This is a genomic window from Sinorhizobium terangae, from assembly GCF_029714365.1.
Taxonomy (GTDB): Bacteria; Pseudomonadota; Alphaproteobacteria; order Rhizobiales; family Rhizobiaceae; genus Sinorhizobium; species Sinorhizobium terangae.
The window spans coordinates 1,515,710-1,533,387 of sequence record NZ_CP121660.1; the positions used below are offsets into that span (position 1 = coordinate 1,515,710).

A 17,678-nucleotide genomic window follows, 5' to 3' on the forward strand; every position below is an offset into this window, starting at 1 on the left:
CAGAGCAGATCGGAGCCTCGTCGGATGACTGAGCCATACCGGATCAGAAAGCAGCCTAAAGCGATTCCGGAAACGCTTCGAACCCTCCTGGAGGGCGTCGAAACCGCAACCATCGGCCATTTCGAATATCTCGGATTTGCCGCGGCAGACATTGTGCCGGTCTTTCCGACCAAGGCGATCGGAACCGCCGTGACCGTGGCCGCGCCCGGGCGTGATGGAGCCGTCATCTACAAAGCCATTGATCTGCTCCGCCCGGGAGATGTTCTTGTCATCTCCCGGGTCGACCGGGACGATATTGCTTGCGTCGGCGGCGGGGTCGTTGCTGCTGCCCGAGCGCGTGGTGCCTTGGCCATCATCGTTGACGGCCCCTGCACCGACATCGAGGAAATTCGCGCCAGCCAATTTCCCGTCTGGTGTCGCGGTGTCTCGTCCAAGACGACTAGCCGCGGACACCAAATCGGCGGTGCGATCAATGCCCCAATCGCCTGCGGCGGCGCGGCCGTCCTGCCTGGCTATGCAGTCGTCGCGGACACGGAGGGTGTTTTCGTTGCCGAACCCTCCGATATGCGCCGCATCGCCGAGATTGCCCTCAAGCGCCAACAGCGTTCCCTTGAGCTCCGGCCCTACCTCGAGGCCGGCCATTCCATCTTCGAATTGGATCGGATCGTGTCATGAAAATTTCCCTCGTCCAGATGAACTCCCAGCCGGATCGCGACCGCAATTTGCGCACGGCCGAGAGCCTGATGCTCCAGGCGATCAAACGCGACACGCCGGATCTCATGGTGCTTCCGGAACATTTCGACTGGTCCGGCGGTACCGCCGCCGAGAAACTCGCAGCGGCCGATCAGATGCCGGGCGGCGAGGCCTATCGAATGCTGCAGGCATTCGCCGCCCGGGAGAAGGTTTGGATCCATGGCGGCAGCCTGCTCGAAAGGATTGAGGGAAGTTCGAAGATCTACAATACAACGGTCGTATTTGATCCTCACGGCAACGAGGTCGGCCGGTATCGTAAAGTTCACCTCTTCGACATCGAGGCGCCGGATGGCAAGATCTATCGAGAATCCGCCACCGTGGCGCCTGGAGAAAGCCTGTTCGTCTACGAAGCCGGCGGCTTCAGGATCGGTTGTGCCATCTGCTACGACCTTCGATTCCCCCGGCTCTTTGATGCGCTCGCAAACGCCGGCGTCGATGTGATCATTCTACCCGCGGCCTTCACGTTACAGACCGGCAAGGATCACTGGGAAGTGCTCTGCCGTGCGCGTGCGATCGAGCATCAAGTCTATTTCGTCGCCTGCGGTCAGTGGGGAGGCTACACTGCAGCGGACGGAGATCGCCGCTTCACCTACGGCAACTCTCTCGTCTGCGATCCCTGGGGGCAGGTGATAGCCCGCGCCGTCGACCAGGTCGGCATTGTTTCGACACACCTCGATCACGCCCGTGTGGCGGCCGTCCGCAAGCTCATTCCCTCCGCTTCTCATAAGGTTTCGTTTGTCGACCAGGCACGTGTCTATCGGGATTGCAGCCGCGGCGAGCGCTGCAATTCGTCCTGCGGCTCAGATGAACAAACTTTCGGGACTCCAATTTCTTCTAGTGGCAAGTCGGCAAGAACCCCCGAAGGTGGACCGGCCATCTCCATCCTCGGGTAATCGGACGCCAGATATGACCGCTTTCATAACGCAAACGCTCGGCAGCTATATCGCCGAGGAAGCACTCGCTAGTGTTCCCAGCGACGTCGTCGACAAGGCCAAGCTCTGCCTCCTGGACTCGCTTGGCTGCCTGTTCGGCGGGCATCAGCTACCGATAGCCGGCATGCTCGGGGCATTACGGGCGGACAGCCAGAGAGTGCCCTCATACAGAGGGCCTATCAGCGGCCGTGCCGAGCCGGCGACGGCAGCCTTCGCCAGGGCAACCTTGATCAATGCGCTCGACTTCGACGACATCTACGAGAAGGGCCACCCGGGAGCCACCGTTATCGCAGCAGCATTATCGGTCGCCGAGTACAAACGGTGTGCGGGCACAGAATTCCTCGAGGCCGTGATCATCGGCTATGAGGTGAGCTGCCGCGTTGGAATCTCGCTGACTCACGACCGGCCCAGAAAGGCGATTCACGGCCATGGGACTTGGCAGATATTCGGTGCAGCAGCGGCGGCCGCGAAACTCATGGGGCTCGATGCCATGCGAGCGGCACATGCCATTGCTATCGCCGCTGCGAATGCACCAGTCGCATCTGTCATGAAGACGGTCTACGGCGACACGCCATCGATGGCGAAGAACAACTTTGGCATGGCCGCGCAGATGGGCGTCAATGCGGCCCGCCTTGCCGCTGTGGGCTACGAGGGACCCTTGGATGTCTTCGAGGGCGAGACTGGTTTCTGGCGAATGGCGGGCGCCGACGAGTGCCGTTTTGACCGATTGACGAACGGTTTGGGTGCCGCCTACGAAATTCTCCGGGTTGGCTTCAAGCCATTCAGTTGCTGCCGGCTCATCCAAAGCAGTGTCCAAGCCTGCAGCGACGTCGTCCGGATGGCAGGCATTGATCCCGCCGACGCCAAGCACGCTAGGTTGATCGTGACCGTACCTCCGATCGTTTGCGCACCGCCATTCAGCGAAGCGCGTCCGCGGCACATGTGGGCGGCGCAGTTCAGCGCACCGCACGCCATAGCTATGGCCGTATTCGGCGTTGAGCCCGGTCCGGACTGGTTCGTGGATGACTGGCTCAATGACGAGATCGCCGGGCGGTTTCAAGACAGTATCGAGCTGAGGTCACATCCCAACCGCGGCTTACCTCACGGTACTTACGCCGCCAGCGCTTGCTTGCAGTTGCGCAACGGGCAGAGCTTCGAAAGACACGTCGACATTGCGGAGGGAGACGCAAGTAACCCCATGCGGAAATCAGCTCTCGAGAGCAAGTTCTTACGGCTTGCGAGCCGTGTGGCCGGAGAGGACGGTGCCTCCGAAGTTATTGATAACGTGTACGCGCTGGACGAAGCCGAATCGGTCAGGCCGCTCCTCCGCCTCTTGGCCGGCTGATATCCGCACACTCGGACACGACGACATTTCATTCGTAAGCCGAGCCTGTCACCCCAGATCAACATTACTGCAATGACGGAGGCGATTGCGAGTTGAATGCTGATGCCTTCGTGCCCGTAATCGCACCTCGTCCATCTTTCAATAATTCAGTTAATAATGCACAGGAGAAACAATCTATTCTTAAGTTTTTCTCGTTGAGCGAAGTCGTTCGCTTACAGAAGACAAAAACGTATCCGAATCTTTCCTTTAACTCGCCTGTTCGGGATGGGAAATTGCTCTCCATCGCACAACGTCGACAATTCCACGGAGAACGGCGATGGAGACCACACCCAAATACATTTCACTTGCGGAAATGAAGCGGCTCGGCGTTCGCCTCGAGGCACCCGCGCTTCACAACGCTGCCAAGGCAGCCTGGTCCGATATCCGTTCGGGTCGGGCCCATGGCCTGAAATCGGTCCTGTCCTTCCACGAAACAGAACTTTGGAACCAATCTCATTTCGAAGCTTATCGGAATGAGTTGCAGGGCGAGCGATTAGGCTGGAAACTTTCAGCGCTTTCCAGCGTCGGGGCCCGCTACGCCGCCGTCAAGGTGGTCGGGGCCAATGCGATAAACCGTCGATTGGGCCTACCGCGTTCAACCTCGACAATTGTCCTGCTCGACAACTTCACGCTGCGCCCTCTTTGTATAATGGATGGGACCGAGATCTCCGCGGCAAGAACCGCAACCTACGCCTCCATGGTGCTCGAGCTCTTCTTTTCCAAGACGGATGATCTCTCCGTCTTCCTATTCGGAGCGGGCCCCATTGCCGAGCAGATCATCAAGGTGCTCAGCCATTTTGGAGCCGGCATTATCTCGACGATCTATGTGCGCAGCCGGTCGGGTATTTCTGCGTACCAGCTCGTCGAAAGGCAGGGACAGTCGTTTGGAGTTCGGCTGGAAGCTGTCGCGGACAATCAGAAGCTGCGTGAATGCCGGTTCGTCATCACTGCTTCTAATGCCAGCGCACCGGTGTTTGAGATCGCAGACATCTGCCCGAATGCCACTATCCTGCATCTCGGCGGAGACGAGACACCGGCCGACCACATCCAAAACGTTCTCCGATCGGGACTGGCTCTCTGTGACGACATTTCCATGGTGTCTCAACGAAACTCGCAAAGCCTGGCGCTTTACTTCTCTCGTCTGGGTTCCACCTTGGAGCAGGCCGGTCCGGTGCTCGGCGTCTTGAGCTTAAAGGATTTCTGCGGTGCGAGCAGCATATCGGAACGTCCAATCCTCCTTACTTGCGTGGGCCTGCCTATGCTGGACCTCTACCTTGCCGCGCAGGTATACGAAACCTGGTTTTTGCCAGATCCCCACACGGCGTCATCCCTTCATTCATCTAGCGTGGCCTGAGCGCCAATGTAAAACCGATCCCCAAAGTTGCGCTGGAGGGACAGATGTATGCCACCGAAATCCTCGCAGGGTATCTGGCGACCTACCCTTCCGCCGCCCTGCCGCCCGACATTAGCCTAAGTGCCGTCTGCTGCATTCTCGATGCGGTCACCGCCGCCGTCGTCGGCCACGATATTCCGAGCGTGCGCGCGGCCCGCGAGATCGCCAGGCGCGAGTTTGGCCCCGGGCCAGTACCGATCTGGTTCACGGGGGAATGTCTCGGGGCCACCGCAGCGGCGTTTTGTAATGCTGCGTCGGTGTCCGCGCTCGATTTCGACGACGGTCACCGCGCCGCGCGCGGTCACCCCGGTGCTGCCGTTATACCCGTAGCACTTTCCGTGGCATCTGCGATCGGTGCTTCCACTGACGACCTCCTGACCGCAGTCGCTCTCGGGTACGAGACCGGGATTCGTATTGCCGTCGCGCAGAACCCGCAAGCGATCAAGAGCCGGCAATCGGGACGCTGGACCGGCTATGCTGCCGTCGCCACCGCCGGCCGCCTTTATAAATCCGATCCGTCGGCACTTGCGCATGCACTCGCTGTTGCCGGCGTTCTCGCACCGAACCAGGAAGCAAACGGCAGCTCTGGCTATGCCTACTTGACCGGGAACGACGTCAAAGAGGGTATTCCCTGGAGTGTTGTGACGGGCTTGACCGCATTGCGGCTCACGGAGTGGGGATTTACCGGACCGCAGGACTTGCTCGATCACGCATCACATTTCGCCCGGCCGGGCATCATCGCAGACTTGGGTGCGCCGACCGAGATCTCGAGGGTCTATTTCAAGCTCTATTCCTGCTGCCGATACGTCCACCCCGCTCTTGACGCCTTGGCGGCGCTTTCTCAGCATGCTGGCATCGCGCCTGAGCAGATCGGATCGATTGACGTGCGGACCTTTCAATGGGCTCTTCGGCTTTCAAACAGCGTGTCGCCCAAAACGTTGACGGAAATCCAATATAGCCTGCCCTACTGCCTGGCGATTGCCGTTGTCGACGGACCTGCGGCGCTGGCGCCGATTGGCAATGCGCAACTCGGCAGGCCCGACCTCTGCGAAATCGCCCGCAAGGTCCGTATCTCGGTCGACCGTGAGATCGATAGGCGCTTTCCGGGAGAAACTCTCGCGCAGTTATGCATAGAAACGACCAACGGAAGGATGATTACCTCGGAGGTGACTTCGCCGCGGGGGGACAGGCTGCGCCCGTTGTCCTGGGACGATCTCGTTGACAAGTTCTGTGCGGCGACACGAAGCAAGCTTTCTTCCAAGGCCCAAAACCTCATCCTGCAGTCCCTTCAAGCGCTGAAAACCGGGGACGCTGCTCCCCTCCTCCGGTGCGTGCGGATGCGATTGTTCGACTGAAATCGCGCCATGTCGGTCGGCTCGCCTCAATTCGCCGGTATCCGATGCGGTCCAGCATGGCCAAACATTCGCGGCTCGGCGGCGCCACAGTGACGCCCGGGTTAAAACCGTCATAAAAGCCGTCCATTCCTGACGACGATGCGACCTGCGATCACGACATGCCTGACACGGCTCAGATTGACATTATCGACGACGATCAGATCGGCACGCTTTCCTTTCTCAATCAGTCCGCGATCGCCGGCCATTTGGGGAAAGACGCGTGCGACATTCCCCGTTGCAAGCGCAACGGCGGCCGCTGCGGATAACTGTTTCTTTCCAACCATGCGCTGGATTGCCTCGAGAACCCCGTCCCAGTGTCCACCTGCGAAATCGGTCGAAATCGTATCAACACAGCCCGTGTCAATCAGTGCATCGAGATTAGTGGGGTCGTTGCGCCAGCGCGTGCCGATGCAATCCAATGTCGAAACGTCGATCACGGCCCCCTTGCTCTTCAGGTCCTGGGCAATCGAAATGGCCTCATCCGGGAGGAAGCTCGGGTGATTGCTGTGACCCGCAACGAGGCATGCGTGCGGGTTCTTCTCCACCGCCGCGATCAAACGCTTGGCGGATGGCGCCGCATTATGGAAGATTGCGGGATACCCGACCCGCTCGGCTTCGCGGGCGATTTCATCGAACCCGGCCAGCGAAAGGGAGACCGATGGCATAACGGATCGCGTTACGATATCACGAACGTGGCTCGCGTCGGTAACGCCGGAAAGACCGCAGCGCTCCAACTCGTCCTGTAACCTCGGGTTGGATAAACCGTCTGCCGGATCAAGAAAGCGACCGAGGACGGCGTTCTTCAGGCTCCTCGCGGTTGCCGGCGTCACCTCGACCCCGAACTCTCGCTGGATCGCGTGCGGGATGAACCTGTACTCCTGCGCGCCACCGCCCAATGTCTGCCCACCGCCCGCCTCGCCGAGCGCTACCGCACCGGCATCAAGCATTTTATCAATCGTTGCGCTCAAGTGCCGCGTGGACAGCCCCTTGCCATCGACCACAAGCGCCGCCTGGATGTTGTTCGGAGTGTGAGCCGTGGAGACGCGGATATCCATGGCATGAGGCTCTGTCTCGGCAACATCGACTTCGTCGGGCATTGCCAAGCCGCAGACGTTGAGGAGGGTCGTCGTCCCTTGAAGAAGATGGCGGTTGCGGAAATACGCAACCTCCTCCGCTTCGAACGGCGCCGAGCCGCAAGGCATGGAAGGTCCCCGAATGCATCCATGCGTATGCGCATTGATGACGCCCGGCATAACGATACCGCCGGCTGCATCGATGGTCTCAAGCGCCGCAATGTGGGCGCCTGCGGCAGGTTCTTCGGAGTCGACACCGGCGATCCTTCCCTCCCGGACATAAACGGTGGCCCGTTTGTGAAACGTCTTGCCGTCACCGGTGATGAGGCCTCCATTTCGGATCACTAGTTCCATGACAGCTGCTCCTTTCCGACAGCCCGGATGCGGTACTATCCGCCAGTCTCCTCGTCCGGCCGATTCGGCTCGTGATGCGATTGCTCTTGGTTGGAACCATCCAGCATGTAGCCGGAGGATCGCACAGTTCGGATCACATCGGGGCCATTGGCCATACTTAGCGCCCTGCGCAGTCGACCTATATGGACGTTAACCGTTTTAGCGTCGACGAAACGACGCTCGGGCCAGCCAGCTTCGATGAGTTGCGCGCGACTGCACGCCAGCTCGCGGTTCTCCATCAGAAACTGCAGCAACCGGAACTCGATTGGCCCCAAGTGAATGTCGATACCGAAACGCTTGACACTATGCCTGTTGGTGTTGAGTTCAATTCCCGCGTAGGCAAGAATATGACCGTTGATCGCCATAGCATCCGAGCCGGGCCGATAAAGTATATTGTCACGAAGGAAACCGAGCAGTTTGGAAGGAGCCACCGGTCTCACGAAGTTCTCGTCGATGCCGGCCTTCAGCAGATCGATAAAGCGGCCTTCCGCACCAGGCCCGATCAAGCCGACCGTCGCGATCCCGAATGTCCGCGGTTGCTGCTTCAGCTTTACACAAGCTAAAGGAGTCCAATCTTCTCCAGATCGACAATCAAGAAGGATTGCCTTGACGTCGTTCTCGCCTGCCAGATGAACGATCTCCTCGACCCCGGAACCGAGAATGACCCGGTACCCCTCGCTTTCCAGGATGTGGACGAGCAGCAGGTAGTAGTCCGCGTCGGTCGAGCCGACCAGGACCTGGGGCTGCGTTGAATTCAAGAATCTCTCCTCCTTCGGCGCATTTCTGTTTCGGGAGATCCCGAGCGAATTCTTGCGTCGTTATCTGTGGCGGCGTAGACGACAGTGTTCGGCGGACGGGGATCGACGCCACTACACTTGGCGCTCCTGGTCGCCGGATGTTCGCATCAAGCAGCGGTATTGTGGTGGAGGCGGGTGCCTGGTCGACAAAGCGGCGGCGCGAATCCGATCAAGGCTTCCGACATCGGCGGGAAGACTTCCGGCAACGGCCATCGTGTTACCAATCGGACACGGCGGACCAAGGCGCTGCATCGGCCACCCGGCGCGTTTCAGAATGCGCTCGAACCGTAGGTCAGTTGCTGTGACGATCTCGTGATAGCCGTTCGCCATCGACCACTCGATGATGCCGGCGAACATCATCAGCGTCGTCGTGTGAAGAAGCCCCCGCGTTTTGCCCTGGTCAAGCGCAGTGTCCACACAAAAGCGCGAGCTTTCGACCATGCCTGGGTGGGCATCCAAGTCTCGCGATGAGAGCAATTGCGGGAAGGTGTTGGCGAGCATTGTCGGGCCGGTAGCGGCGAGAAGTCTTGCACAACCCGCTACCGCACGTGTGGGGGAAACAGCTAGGATATAGGTGGGATTGAGTTGATCGTAGGCATCGGCTTCACGACCGTCCTTTACCAATACCTCCCAATCCAGCCTATCGCCAAAGACGCGGGCGCGCAGCCGGTGCATCGAATCGATCAGGTCAGCATACTCTCCCGCGCCGCGGCCGGTACCGCCAGTATCTCCATTGGCAATCTCCGATCTAAATTACCGACCACTGGACACGAATCTTGGCGCTCAGGCGACTACTAGAATCAGTAGTCGAGCATATGACCGAAGCGTGCATGCATTAGCGCAAGTACCGAGCGGGAGCGCATCGCCTTGGCCTCGATGAGCCGAGCCTCTGCCCGACGGGCGCCCTCGGCCCGGCTCTCTGCGAGCGACGACAGTGTTCAACCAAGAAGGATGATCGGAAATGTACAAGCATGCCGTCGAGAGCTACGTCTGCGTGTCGAACTCAAGGCGCCTCGTTGACGAGGTGGCTGCGCGAACTGCTGAACTATGCCAAGCTGTGGCCGGCGATGGCGCGGAACGCGCATTGATGTTCGAGGAAGGCAAGGCGATCATGAAAGCGACCAAGGACGGTCTCCTGCTTTGGATTGGCGCACGCAGTCGCCTCATGTGCCATTCGCTCCAGGTCGCAATCGAGAGCAACCTTTTTCTTGTTATGCCTCAAAGACCAGCGGAAATCCCTTGGTATCCCGGCGAAGGCACACCCTTTGCGGTGATCGAGCGGCTACTCGAGAAGCCTCAAGGCAGCACCACCCGAGTTCTAAGGTGATCGCGCGCCCAGCCTGTTGACTTCGATGGTGATCTCCACTCGGATGATCGCGAATATGAAATCTCTTGAGCTGGTGGCGCCTGTCGTTTCGTCAAGATCGGTCGACTGCGGCGCGAGGTCTGTTTGCGCCTGTCGAGATGATGCTGGAACGGTTTGAGGGCATCGGGAACGGCGACCTCCCATAAAACGATCAACGACGATCCACACCAGACCTGCTCCATCCCAAGTTCAGCTACAGCCGGCGCTGTCATCGAATTCGGTACTGGCAGTGGTCTCGCGCCCGGGCCTTAGGCAAGCTAAACCGGCTGCACCTATTGCCCGATGCCACGCGCCCTGTCGATGGTGCGCCGGCGTCGCTCCGAGAGGATTTCCTGGCTGCTGCCTGTGCGGACTATCTGTTGCAACACCTTCAATCTCTCCCACATCGCTTCGAACGCCCGGCGCTGCTTCGGCGGCACGCGATTGATAACGTCCTTCTCGCCGCGCAGGATCGCGTTGGGATCGAAGCGCTCGTCGAGTGCTCGGCTAACGGCGGTGAACTCGTGCCTAATGGCGGGATCGAGCGAACCGATGGCCACGCCGAGCTTGCCGTCTATTTTCTTCATCTCCGATGCGAGCCGGCTTAGCGCGCCTTCGGCGGCTTGCGATAATCCGGGAATGGCGACAGCCATCCGGCGTCGCTCTTCCGTGACGGCCTGCCGCTCGGCGTCGAAGGCTCTAATCCAGGAGGCGCCGAGCGAGCGCAGATGGGCGGCCGCCGAGGACACTGCCTGCAGCGCGTCCTTTCTCTCGCGGCCGGAGGCGAGCATGCGATCCATCAAGCGATCCGATCCACGGAGCGCACCATAGGCCGCGGGATCGTTGCTCACGGCGGCCGCGATCCGTTCGGCCGCAAAGCCCTTGATGATCAGTTCCTCGATCATGTCTACCGCGCCAGCCGGATCGCGCCAGATCTGCTTGGCGGCCTCAGCGAGCGCCGCGCGATGATGGCGATAGTGCGCCGCGGTGAGCGCCCTTCCCCGCGCGTCCTCGTCAACCGGTGTTCTGAACTCTGTCACGGAGGCAAGCATCGGCAGTACGGCTTTTGCCTCCTTCCCGAAATCGACACTTGCGGCGGCGACGATCTTCGAGCGGTCCCTTCTCTCGGCCAGACGCTGTTCTTCGGTAAAGCGCCGGACGGCCTCGAAGAGCCGCGTGAGCTTTCCCAGCCGTTCATTCGTGAGATCTTCCGGCATGCGCTCGGCCATGTTGCGCTCGGCGATCGCATCGGCCTTCACGGTAAAGGCGCTCCAGCCGAAGCGGGCGGTCAATGCGTCGTTGACCGCCTTGACCTCCTGCACGACCGAGCGATCCTCGACGGCAAGCGCGAAGGCGGTCTTGTAGGCGTCGTCGCCGCCCTGCCTGCGCACTGCCTCAATCTCCACGAGGCGTGTCATGGCGTGCTTCGAGAGGGCCGGGATAGACAGCGACATATGGGCTCGGCGCATCTGCTCGCGCTCGCGGAACCGTTCGGCGTTCCGGCGGAATTCGGTCGCGTGCACCCGGGCCAGTGGCAGCAATTCCTCCAATGCCGCCGTGGCGATGCTGCGCTCATCGCGCGCCGCGCGGCCATCGACCATGAGGTCGGACCCTCGCAGGCGACCAAGGCGGTCTGGTGCTTTGGCGAGATCATCAGCGAGTTTGCGGGGTTCGATCCCGGCATCGGAGGCAAGGGCATTCAGGTGGACAAGCGCCGCATCGGGATCGCGATAGATCCGTTCGAGCGGCTGCCGAAGGATGATCTCCCGCTCCTTCCAGCGCGGCGACGAAAGCTGCGCGAGGCGCGCATCCTCATCGACGCTCCGGGCGAACTCGGTGGTGGGCGGAATTAGGTAATGCCCACCGAACGTGATCCCTTCGGCAAGCGCTTCCGTCCGTTCCTCGCTGTAGGAAACGCGCCGTTCCCGCTCGATCGCAAAGCCGAGCGCCACGCTCGCCCGCTCCCAGAGTTTCGCCAGCTGTTCCCTCTTTTGCGCAGTTCCGACCCACCGGCGTGTAACGCCCTCCTCGATTTCCGCCGCCACCAGAGAGAGATGGTCGAGCCCGCGCCGCCGTGCGAAGTCCTGTGCATGCGCCTGGTAACCGGCTTCGCTCTCGAAATCGAGCGTCGTCGTCTTGGCACCGGAGCGCGACAGTCGTTCGGCCAGCCATTTAAACAGGTTCGGCCGATGCCTCTCGCGCTCGATCCGTTCGTGGCGAGCCCCAGCGGTTTCAATCTGCCTGGCGGTCCAGACATTACGATCGACTTCACGTTCCTCGGAGCGCTTCTCACCCGTTTCGTTGTCGACGACCGGGACCTTGACCGTGACCTTCTCGACACCATCCTTTCGCAGTGTAACGGTGTCACCCTCCGAGATGCCGGCCTCGTCGAGCGCCTTTGGCAGGCTCACACCCCAGAGGCGATGGACGGTTCCGTCATCCGTCCGGATGTCAGCATAGGGGCTGTCGTCGGCATTTTCATCAGCGGACCGGAACTTGGCTTGCCCGGTTTCCACCAGCTCGCCGGTGACCCCGGCGGCATGATCGACGCGCGGTCTCAGCCCCCACTCCGGTTTCGCCTTGAAGTCCTCTTTCGCCGCATAGAGATCCGCGCGGTCACGATGCCGGGTCATCGCCACATAGGTCAGATGCTGGTCCATCATGCCGCCGGCGAGCACGAAGGTCCGGTCGACGGTGGCGCCCTGCGATTTGTGAATTGTCGCGGCATAGCCGTGATCGACATTGCGATAGCTGTCCTCGCTGATGACGACGTCACGGCCATTGTCGAGGCGAACCGACAGCAACGCATCGCCCTGCTTGTCGCCGGTGGAAACGACCGTGCCGAGCACGCCATTCTTCACATATTGCGGACCAAGACGCTGTGCACGCGGCTCCACGAAGCGGGCATTCTCGAGGAAGATGATGCGGTCGCCGGCGGCAAATTCCCTTGGCCCCCGGGCAGTCTGAAAAGTGCGGCCGTCGCTTAGTGAGCCCTCGTCCGTCATGACCTGGCGCAACGCATCGTTCAGCCGTTTGACATCGTTATTGGTATGGGCGAGCACAAGCAGTTCATCGCCGCGAAGCCGAGGCGTTCCCTTGCCAACGATTGATTTCTGAAGGAGTGCGCGGCGTGCATTCGCCCAGTCGGAAACGATGCGGCCGATGATCTCGTCCCGTCTCTCCATCTCGACAATACGGCCCTGCTGCGCATAGGCGTCGAGGCCCTCTTCGACCTTGCCGCGGGCAAAGAGCCGCGAAGCGCTGCGCGCCCACTCATCGCGCTGGCGGCGCACGCCGGCAAGTTCGGCAAAGCCGACACGCTCCGAGATCGCCCGGAAGGCCGCGCCAGCCTGGATGGGCTGCAGCTGCATGGCGTCACCGACCAAAACCGCTTTTGCGCCGGCGTCCTCGACGACCTTCAGGACACGCGCCATCTGCTGCGAGGAGACCATCCCGGCCTCGTCGATCACCAGCACATCGCCGCGATTTAGCTGTTCGCGCTCGCCGGCCCATGCCAATTCCCAGGATGCGAGCGTGCGCGACCTGATGCCGGAACTGTCCTCCAGTCCTTCCGCGGCCTTGCCGGCAAGCGCCGCGCCGATCACCCGTCGCCCGTCGCTTTCCCAGGCAACGCGTGCGGCAGCAAGCAGCGTCGACTTGCCCGCCCCCGCAAGACCGACGACGGCGGCAATGCCGTTGTCGCGCGTTACGTGGCGAACGGCATCGACCTGCTCGGGATCAAGCCTGAATGGTTTTTGCGGATCCTGCGTTTCGACCTTTTCGATCGCAGCGACGAGCGCCCGATCGGAGACGGCGAAACCTCGGCGTTTGGACAGAGTGCGCGCTGATTGCGCCATGTCATATTCGGTGCGCAGGATTTCCCGCGTGGTAAAAACCGCGGACGCCGTCGCCTTGCCGGTCTCGCCATTGACCTCCTGCGGCTTCAGCAGCACCAGGTCGTGCGAAGCCATTAGCCGCGCGCGGATATTGGCGAAATCGACGGGATCGTCGACATAGCGGTGCAACGCCTTGGCAATGTCGCGCTCGTCAAAAGTGGAGCGTTCGTTGCCGAGGTGCTTCAAGAGAAGCTCGGGATTGGCGAGAAGCCGGTCTGCCATCTCCTGTCGGCGGGCAAGATCGGCCGGCGCGAAGTACATCTCGACGCCCTTGCGGGCGAGCGCCGCCTTCTCCGGTCCGAGATGTTTTTGCGCAATGCCGTCGAGTCCCTGTTCAGCATAGGAGCGGCCGTCGAGGCGGATGTCGTGCCCGGCGAGCGCCAGGTGCCTGTTGGCTGCTTCCGCCCAGGCAATCTTCAACGCCTTCATGGTTTCCTTGTCGCCGGCCCAGAGCTTGTAGACGATCTTGCCGTTCGGCCGGTCCGGCGTGACGACACGCAACGGCTCGCCGTCTTCGCCAAGCACCGCCACCTTCTTCGGCCCGAATCCTCGCTCCGTCAGGGGCCTGAGCGTGGTCATCAGATGGATGTGCGGATTGCCATCCTTGTCGTGATAGACCCAGTCGGCGACCGTTGCCTTGGACGTGAAATTCTCCCGCACGAACTCGCGAACCAGCGCGATGTTCTCCGCCCGGGTCAGCTCTTCCGGCAGCGCGATGATCAGTTCTCGGGCAAGCTGGGCGTCCGCTCGTGTCTCGTGGAACTCCACCGCATTCCAGAGCGCCTCGCTCGCCTTGGCGACGGATTGTCCGTCGATCGCCGTCTTCAGCCAACCCGGGATCTGGTCCGGCAGCGCCAGTTCCTCATGCACCAGTTCAGAGGCCCCACCCCTGTAACTGAAGGACGTGCCGGCTTGATCGTCCATCATCCGGGCGCGATGGCGGTAGGCAGCGGCCGAGACGATGCTGCGTCCCGCTCCCCTGCTGATCACCTGCGCTCTGACGAACATGATCGCCACGACCGTCTCCAGACCTCTCCGAGCACGTCGCGCCAGCGACGTATATTGCGCCCTCAAACCGATCGGCCTGCCAAGGCCGATGCCGCTTTTCCGGAAGGCGGCCATGGGCCGGAATTCGGCTGCGACATTTTCCGGGATGGCTGGAGATAACCCATTTAACTAACTTGTTCTAGTGTGTATAAACGATCCGACGCACTGTTGCACACACGAGGGAGCACGGAGAATGGCAGCGAGAACATCGATTTCTGACGTTGATGCGCAGATCGAGAAGCTGTTTGAACGCAGGAGACTTATGGTAGCTAAAGCCGCCGGGCGCTTTGCCCGCGCGGCGACGAAGTCCGGCCTTGCCGAAATGGAGATTGCCGACGAGGAGCTCGATCGGATCTTCGAAGAGATCGCCGCGCGATTTCGGAAAGGGGAAAAGAAAGGGGCTCCTGGCGCATCTGCGCCACGTCGACAGCCAAGTGGCGAGACTGGAACGGCGACGGAGGTTTCTCATGACGGTTGACCGCAAGCGCGAGGCGCGGGAGCGATTCCTGCTCGGCGGCATGGTCGTCAGGGCGGGTCTCACGAAAGCCGACCGGGCGTTCCTGCTTGGCGGTTTGCTGGAGCTGGCAAAAGTCGCTCCGGGCTCCTCCGAGCATCGGCGGCTGCGCGAGATCGGCGAAACGGCGTTCAAGGCCCAGCCGTCGGATGTGCCGTCATCGCCGATCAAGGAGACACGGGAATGGCGGTGAAGGCGAAACTGCATCCAAGCTTGTTGCTCGTTCTGGTACCGGTCGCCGTTACGGCCTTTGCCGTTTATGTGATCGGCTGGCGCTGGCCGGCACTCGCCGCCGGCCTATCCGGGAAAGCAGAATATTGGTTCCTGCGGGCGGCGCCTGTGCCGCCACTTTTGTTCGGACCGCTGGCGGGCCTGTTAAGCGTATGGGCTTTGCCACTGCACCAGCGGCGGCCCGTCGCGATGGCAAGCCTCGCGTGCTTTCTCGCGGTAGGCGGCTTCTATGCCTTGCGCGAATTTTCTCGCCTCGGCCCATTCGTCGAAAGCGAGGCGGTCACATGGGACCGCGCGCTCTCCTATCTCGACATGGTCGCTGTCATCGGCGCAGTCGTTGGCTTTATGGTCGTAGCTATCTCCGCGCGCATCTCCACCGTCGTCCCGGAACCGATGAAGCGCGCCAAGCGCGGAACCTTCGGGGACGCCGACTGGCTGCCGATGTCGGCGGCGGCAAGGTTGTTCCCGGACGATGGCGAGATCGTCGTCGGCGAGCGCTACCGCGTCGACAAGGAAATCGTCCATGCACTGCCCTTCGATCCGAACGATCGCAGCACGTGGGGACGGGGCGGCAAGGCGCCGTTGCTCACCTACAGACAGGATTTTGATTCTACCCATATGCTCTTCTTTGCCGGATCGGGTGGATACAAGACGACCAGCAACGTCGTGCCGACGGCGCTGCGCTACACCGGGCCTCTGATCTGCCTCGATCCGTCGACCGAGGTCGCGCCTATGGTGGTCGAGCACCGAACCCGCGTCCTTGGGCGTGAGGTGATGGTGCTCGATCCGACGAACCCGATCATGGGCTTCAATGTTCTCGACGGGATCGAGGGGTCGACGAGACAAGAAGAGGATATCGTTGGCATCGCCCATATGCTGCTGTCGGAAAGTGTGCGCTTCGAGTCCTCAAGCGGGTCCTACTTCCAGAACCAGGCGCATAACCTCCTGACCGGCCTCTTGGCGCATGTGATGCTCTCGCAGGAATATGCTGGCCGGCGAACCTTGCGCAGTCTGCGGCAGATCGTGTCCGAGCCGGAGCCCTCCGTACTCGCCATGCTGCGCGACATTCAGGAGAACTCTCATTCAGCCTTCATCCGCGAAACGCTTGGCGTCTTCACCAACATGACCGAGCAAACGTTCAGCGGCGTCTATTCGACCGCCTCCAAGGATACGCAGTGGCTCTCGCTTGAGAGTTACGCGGCGCTCGCCTGTGGCAACGCGTTCAAATCAAGCGATATCGTGAGCGGCAAGAAGGACGTGTTCCTGAATATCCCGGCATCGATCCTGCGCTCCTATCCGGGGATTGGCCGCGTCATCATCGGCTCGCTGATCAATGCGATGGTCCAGGCGGACGGTGCGTACCAGCGCCGGGCGCTCTTCATGCTCGATGAGGTGGATCTGCTTGGCTACATGCGGGTGCTGGAAGAGGCCCGCGACCGCGGGCGCAAGTACGGGATCACAATGATGCTGATGTACCAGTCGGTCGGCCAGTTGGAGCGGCATTTTGGGAAAGACGGCGCGACGTCATGGATCGATGGCTGCGCTTTCGCGAGCTACGCCGCGATCAAGGCGCTCGATACGGCCCGCAACGTCTCGGCGCAGTGCGGGGAAATGACTATCGAGGTACACGCCCGCTCTCGCAACATCGGTTGGGACAATAAGAACGGTGGCACGCGCAAATCGGAAAGCGTCAACTACCAGCGCCGCCCGTTGATCATGCCCCACGAGATCACGCAATCGATGCGCAAGGACGAGCAGATCATCATCGTGCAGGGCCATAGTCCGGTCCGCTGCGGGCGGGCCATCTACTTCCGACGGAAGGATATGGACGAGGCAGCCAAGGCGAATCGATTTGTGAAAGGGAGCCCGTGATGGATCGAGCGCGGCTGGCCATACATCACCGCGCTTCACCATACGATCGCGTCGTCCTCAGCCGGACGGCAGGGCTTCACGAGCGGCAAAGAGCCGCCTATCAGGGCAGCTCCGTGTCTTCGCGGTGGCGAGCGAGCTCTGCCCGCGCCGCCTCGATTTCCCTCTCGATCTGCTCGCGCTCCTTGGCGTCGACGGCGTTCTTGAGCTCGGCGCGTTATCCTGACAGTCAAATGAAAAGTTGAATCTCAGTGGCGGAAAAATCGAGAGGGGTAAGTCCTCTCGTTTCGTCGCCGACCTCATTCGAGGTCAGCGGCGAAGGCTTGGATGTCACGCGCGAACTGCTCGGCCGCAGCTTGCTCCTGCGCAATCAAGGCCGCCAGTTCGGCTTCGGCCGCGGCGCGTTCTTCCTTGGTGAAATAGCAGCTCCGAAGCTCGGCGCGTAATTCGTTGATTTGATCGATAGTGGTCATGTTGATCGTCTCCTTTTGATGACGTCAACGAGGCCACGTGCGCACGAAGCGTGTGTCAGGGATCGCGGAACGCGACCGGCAGCGCCGGCGAGTGGGGTGCCGGTTTTGTCGGAGCGAAGGGAACCGGAGCGGAGATAAAACCGGGGGCCCACGCTCGTCCTTGACGCGGGCTGAGCAGCCGTAG

At 61.1% G+C, this 17,678-nt stretch carries 15 protein-coding genes; 10 read left to right on the top strand and 5 right to left on the bottom strand.

Annotated elements, in window-relative coordinates:
• Window positions 1-24: 24 nt before the first annotated feature.
• From QA637_RS25700 to QA637_RS25720, 5 genes are all read left to right on the top strand, one after another.
• The gene (locus QA637_RS25700) at window positions 25-675 is read left to right on the top strand and encodes an RraA family protein (RefSeq protein ID WP_283065539.1); all 651 of its coding nucleotides are present in this window, start codon (window positions 25-27) and stop codon (window positions 673-675) included.
• Complete coding sequence (locus QA637_RS25705; protein ID WP_283065541.1) at window positions 672-1,646, top strand: carbon-nitrogen hydrolase family protein; 975 nt, start codon at window positions 672-674, stop codon at window positions 1,644-1,646. The genes QA637_RS25700 and QA637_RS25705 overlap by 4 nt, the downstream gene beginning before the upstream one ends.
• Complete coding sequence (locus QA637_RS25710; protein ID WP_283065542.1) at window positions 1,558-3,030, top strand: MmgE/PrpD family protein; 1,473 nt, start codon at window positions 1,558-1,560, stop codon at window positions 3,028-3,030. The genes QA637_RS25705 and QA637_RS25710 overlap by 89 nt, the downstream gene beginning before the upstream one ends.
• A 316-nt stretch (window positions 3,031-3,346) precedes the next feature.
• Window positions 3,347-4,423 (top strand): ornithine cyclodeaminase, encoded by a 1,077-nt coding sequence (locus tag QA637_RS25715; protein ID WP_283065543.1) that lies wholly within the window; start codon window positions 3,347-3,349, stop codon window positions 4,421-4,423.
• 44 nt (window positions 4,424-4,467) lie between these two features.
• Entirely contained in the window at window positions 4,468-5,817 is a 1,350-nt protein-coding gene (locus tag QA637_RS25720) for an MmgE/PrpD family protein (RefSeq protein WP_283065544.1), read from the top strand.
• Window positions 5,818-5,927: 110 nt separating this feature from the next.
• On the opposite strand, the gene QA637_RS25725 is transcribed toward QA637_RS25720, so the two are convergent.
• Window positions 5,928-6,857: an amidohydrolase family protein gene (locus QA637_RS25725; RefSeq protein WP_346283771.1), complete on the bottom strand. Its 930-nt coding sequence runs from the start codon at window positions 6,855-6,857 to the stop codon at window positions 5,928-5,930.
• Between the two features lie 222 nt (window positions 6,858-7,079).
• Here QA637_RS25725 and QA637_RS30935 point away from each other — a divergent pair, with 222 nt between their 5' ends.
• Window positions 7,080-7,277: a hypothetical protein gene (locus QA637_RS30935; protein WP_327791055.1), complete on the top strand. Its 198-nt coding sequence runs from the start codon at window positions 7,080-7,082 to the stop codon at window positions 7,275-7,277.
• Between the two features lie 41 nt (window positions 7,278-7,318).
• Here QA637_RS30935 and QA637_RS25730 read toward each other — a convergent pair whose 3' ends face one another.
• Window positions 7,319-8,080 carry a winged helix-turn-helix transcriptional regulator gene (locus tag QA637_RS25730; protein WP_283065546.1) on the bottom strand — a complete coding sequence of 254 codons (762 nt, stop codon included), beginning with the start codon at window positions 8,078-8,080 and terminating at the stop codon, window positions 7,319-7,321.
• Window positions 8,081-8,191: 111 nt separating this feature from the next.
• Window positions 8,192-8,794, bottom strand: a complete 603-nt coding sequence (traI, locus tag QA637_RS25735) for an acyl-homoserine-lactone synthase (protein WP_283065547.1) — start codon at window positions 8,792-8,794, stop codon at window positions 8,192-8,194.
• A 286-nt stretch (window positions 8,795-9,080) separates the two neighbouring features.
• Between traI and rctB the strand changes: the two genes are divergently transcribed.
• Window positions 9,081-9,446, top strand: a complete 366-nt coding sequence (gene rctB / locus QA637_RS25740; RefSeq protein WP_283065548.1) for an SMa0974 family conjugal transfer regulator — start codon at window positions 9,081-9,083, stop codon at window positions 9,444-9,446.
• Between the two features lie 311 nt (window positions 9,447-9,757).
• On the opposite strand, the gene traA is transcribed toward rctB, so the two are convergent.
• Entirely contained in the window at window positions 9,758-14,377 is a 4,620-nt protein-coding gene (gene traA / locus QA637_RS25745; protein ID WP_283067350.1) for a Ti-type conjugative transfer relaxase TraA, read from the bottom strand.
• A 223-nt stretch (window positions 14,378-14,600) separates the two neighbouring features.
• Here traA and QA637_RS25750 point away from each other — a divergent pair, with 223 nt between their 5' ends.
• Genes QA637_RS25750 through traG form a run of 3 tightly spaced genes read left to right on the top strand, consistent with a single transcriptional unit; the run spans window position 14,601 to window position 17,024 of the window.
• The gene (locus QA637_RS25750; RefSeq protein WP_283065550.1) at window positions 14,601-14,885 is read left to right on the top strand and encodes a TraC family protein; all 285 of its coding nucleotides are present in this window, start codon (window positions 14,601-14,603) and stop codon (window positions 14,883-14,885) included.
• Window positions 14,875-15,114: a conjugal transfer protein TraD gene (locus tag QA637_RS25755; RefSeq protein WP_283065552.1), complete on the top strand. Its 240-nt coding sequence runs from the start codon at window positions 14,875-14,877 to the stop codon at window positions 15,112-15,114. Before QA637_RS25750 ends, QA637_RS25755 begins: the two co-directional genes overlap by 11 nt.
• On the top strand, window positions 15,105-17,024 hold the full coding sequence (traG, locus tag QA637_RS25760; RefSeq protein ID WP_283065553.1) for a Ti-type conjugative transfer system protein TraG: 1,920 nt from the start codon (window positions 15,105-15,107) through the stop codon (window positions 17,022-17,024). Before QA637_RS25755 ends, traG begins: the two co-directional genes overlap by 10 nt.
• 296 nt (window positions 17,025-17,320) lie before the next feature.
• Here the strand turns inward: traG and QA637_RS25765 are convergent, their stop codons facing one another.
• Window positions 17,321-17,494 (bottom strand): hypothetical protein, encoded by a 174-nt coding sequence (locus QA637_RS25765; protein WP_283065558.1) that lies wholly within the window; start codon window positions 17,492-17,494, stop codon window positions 17,321-17,323.
• Between the last annotated feature and the right edge of the window lie 184 nt (window positions 17,495-17,678).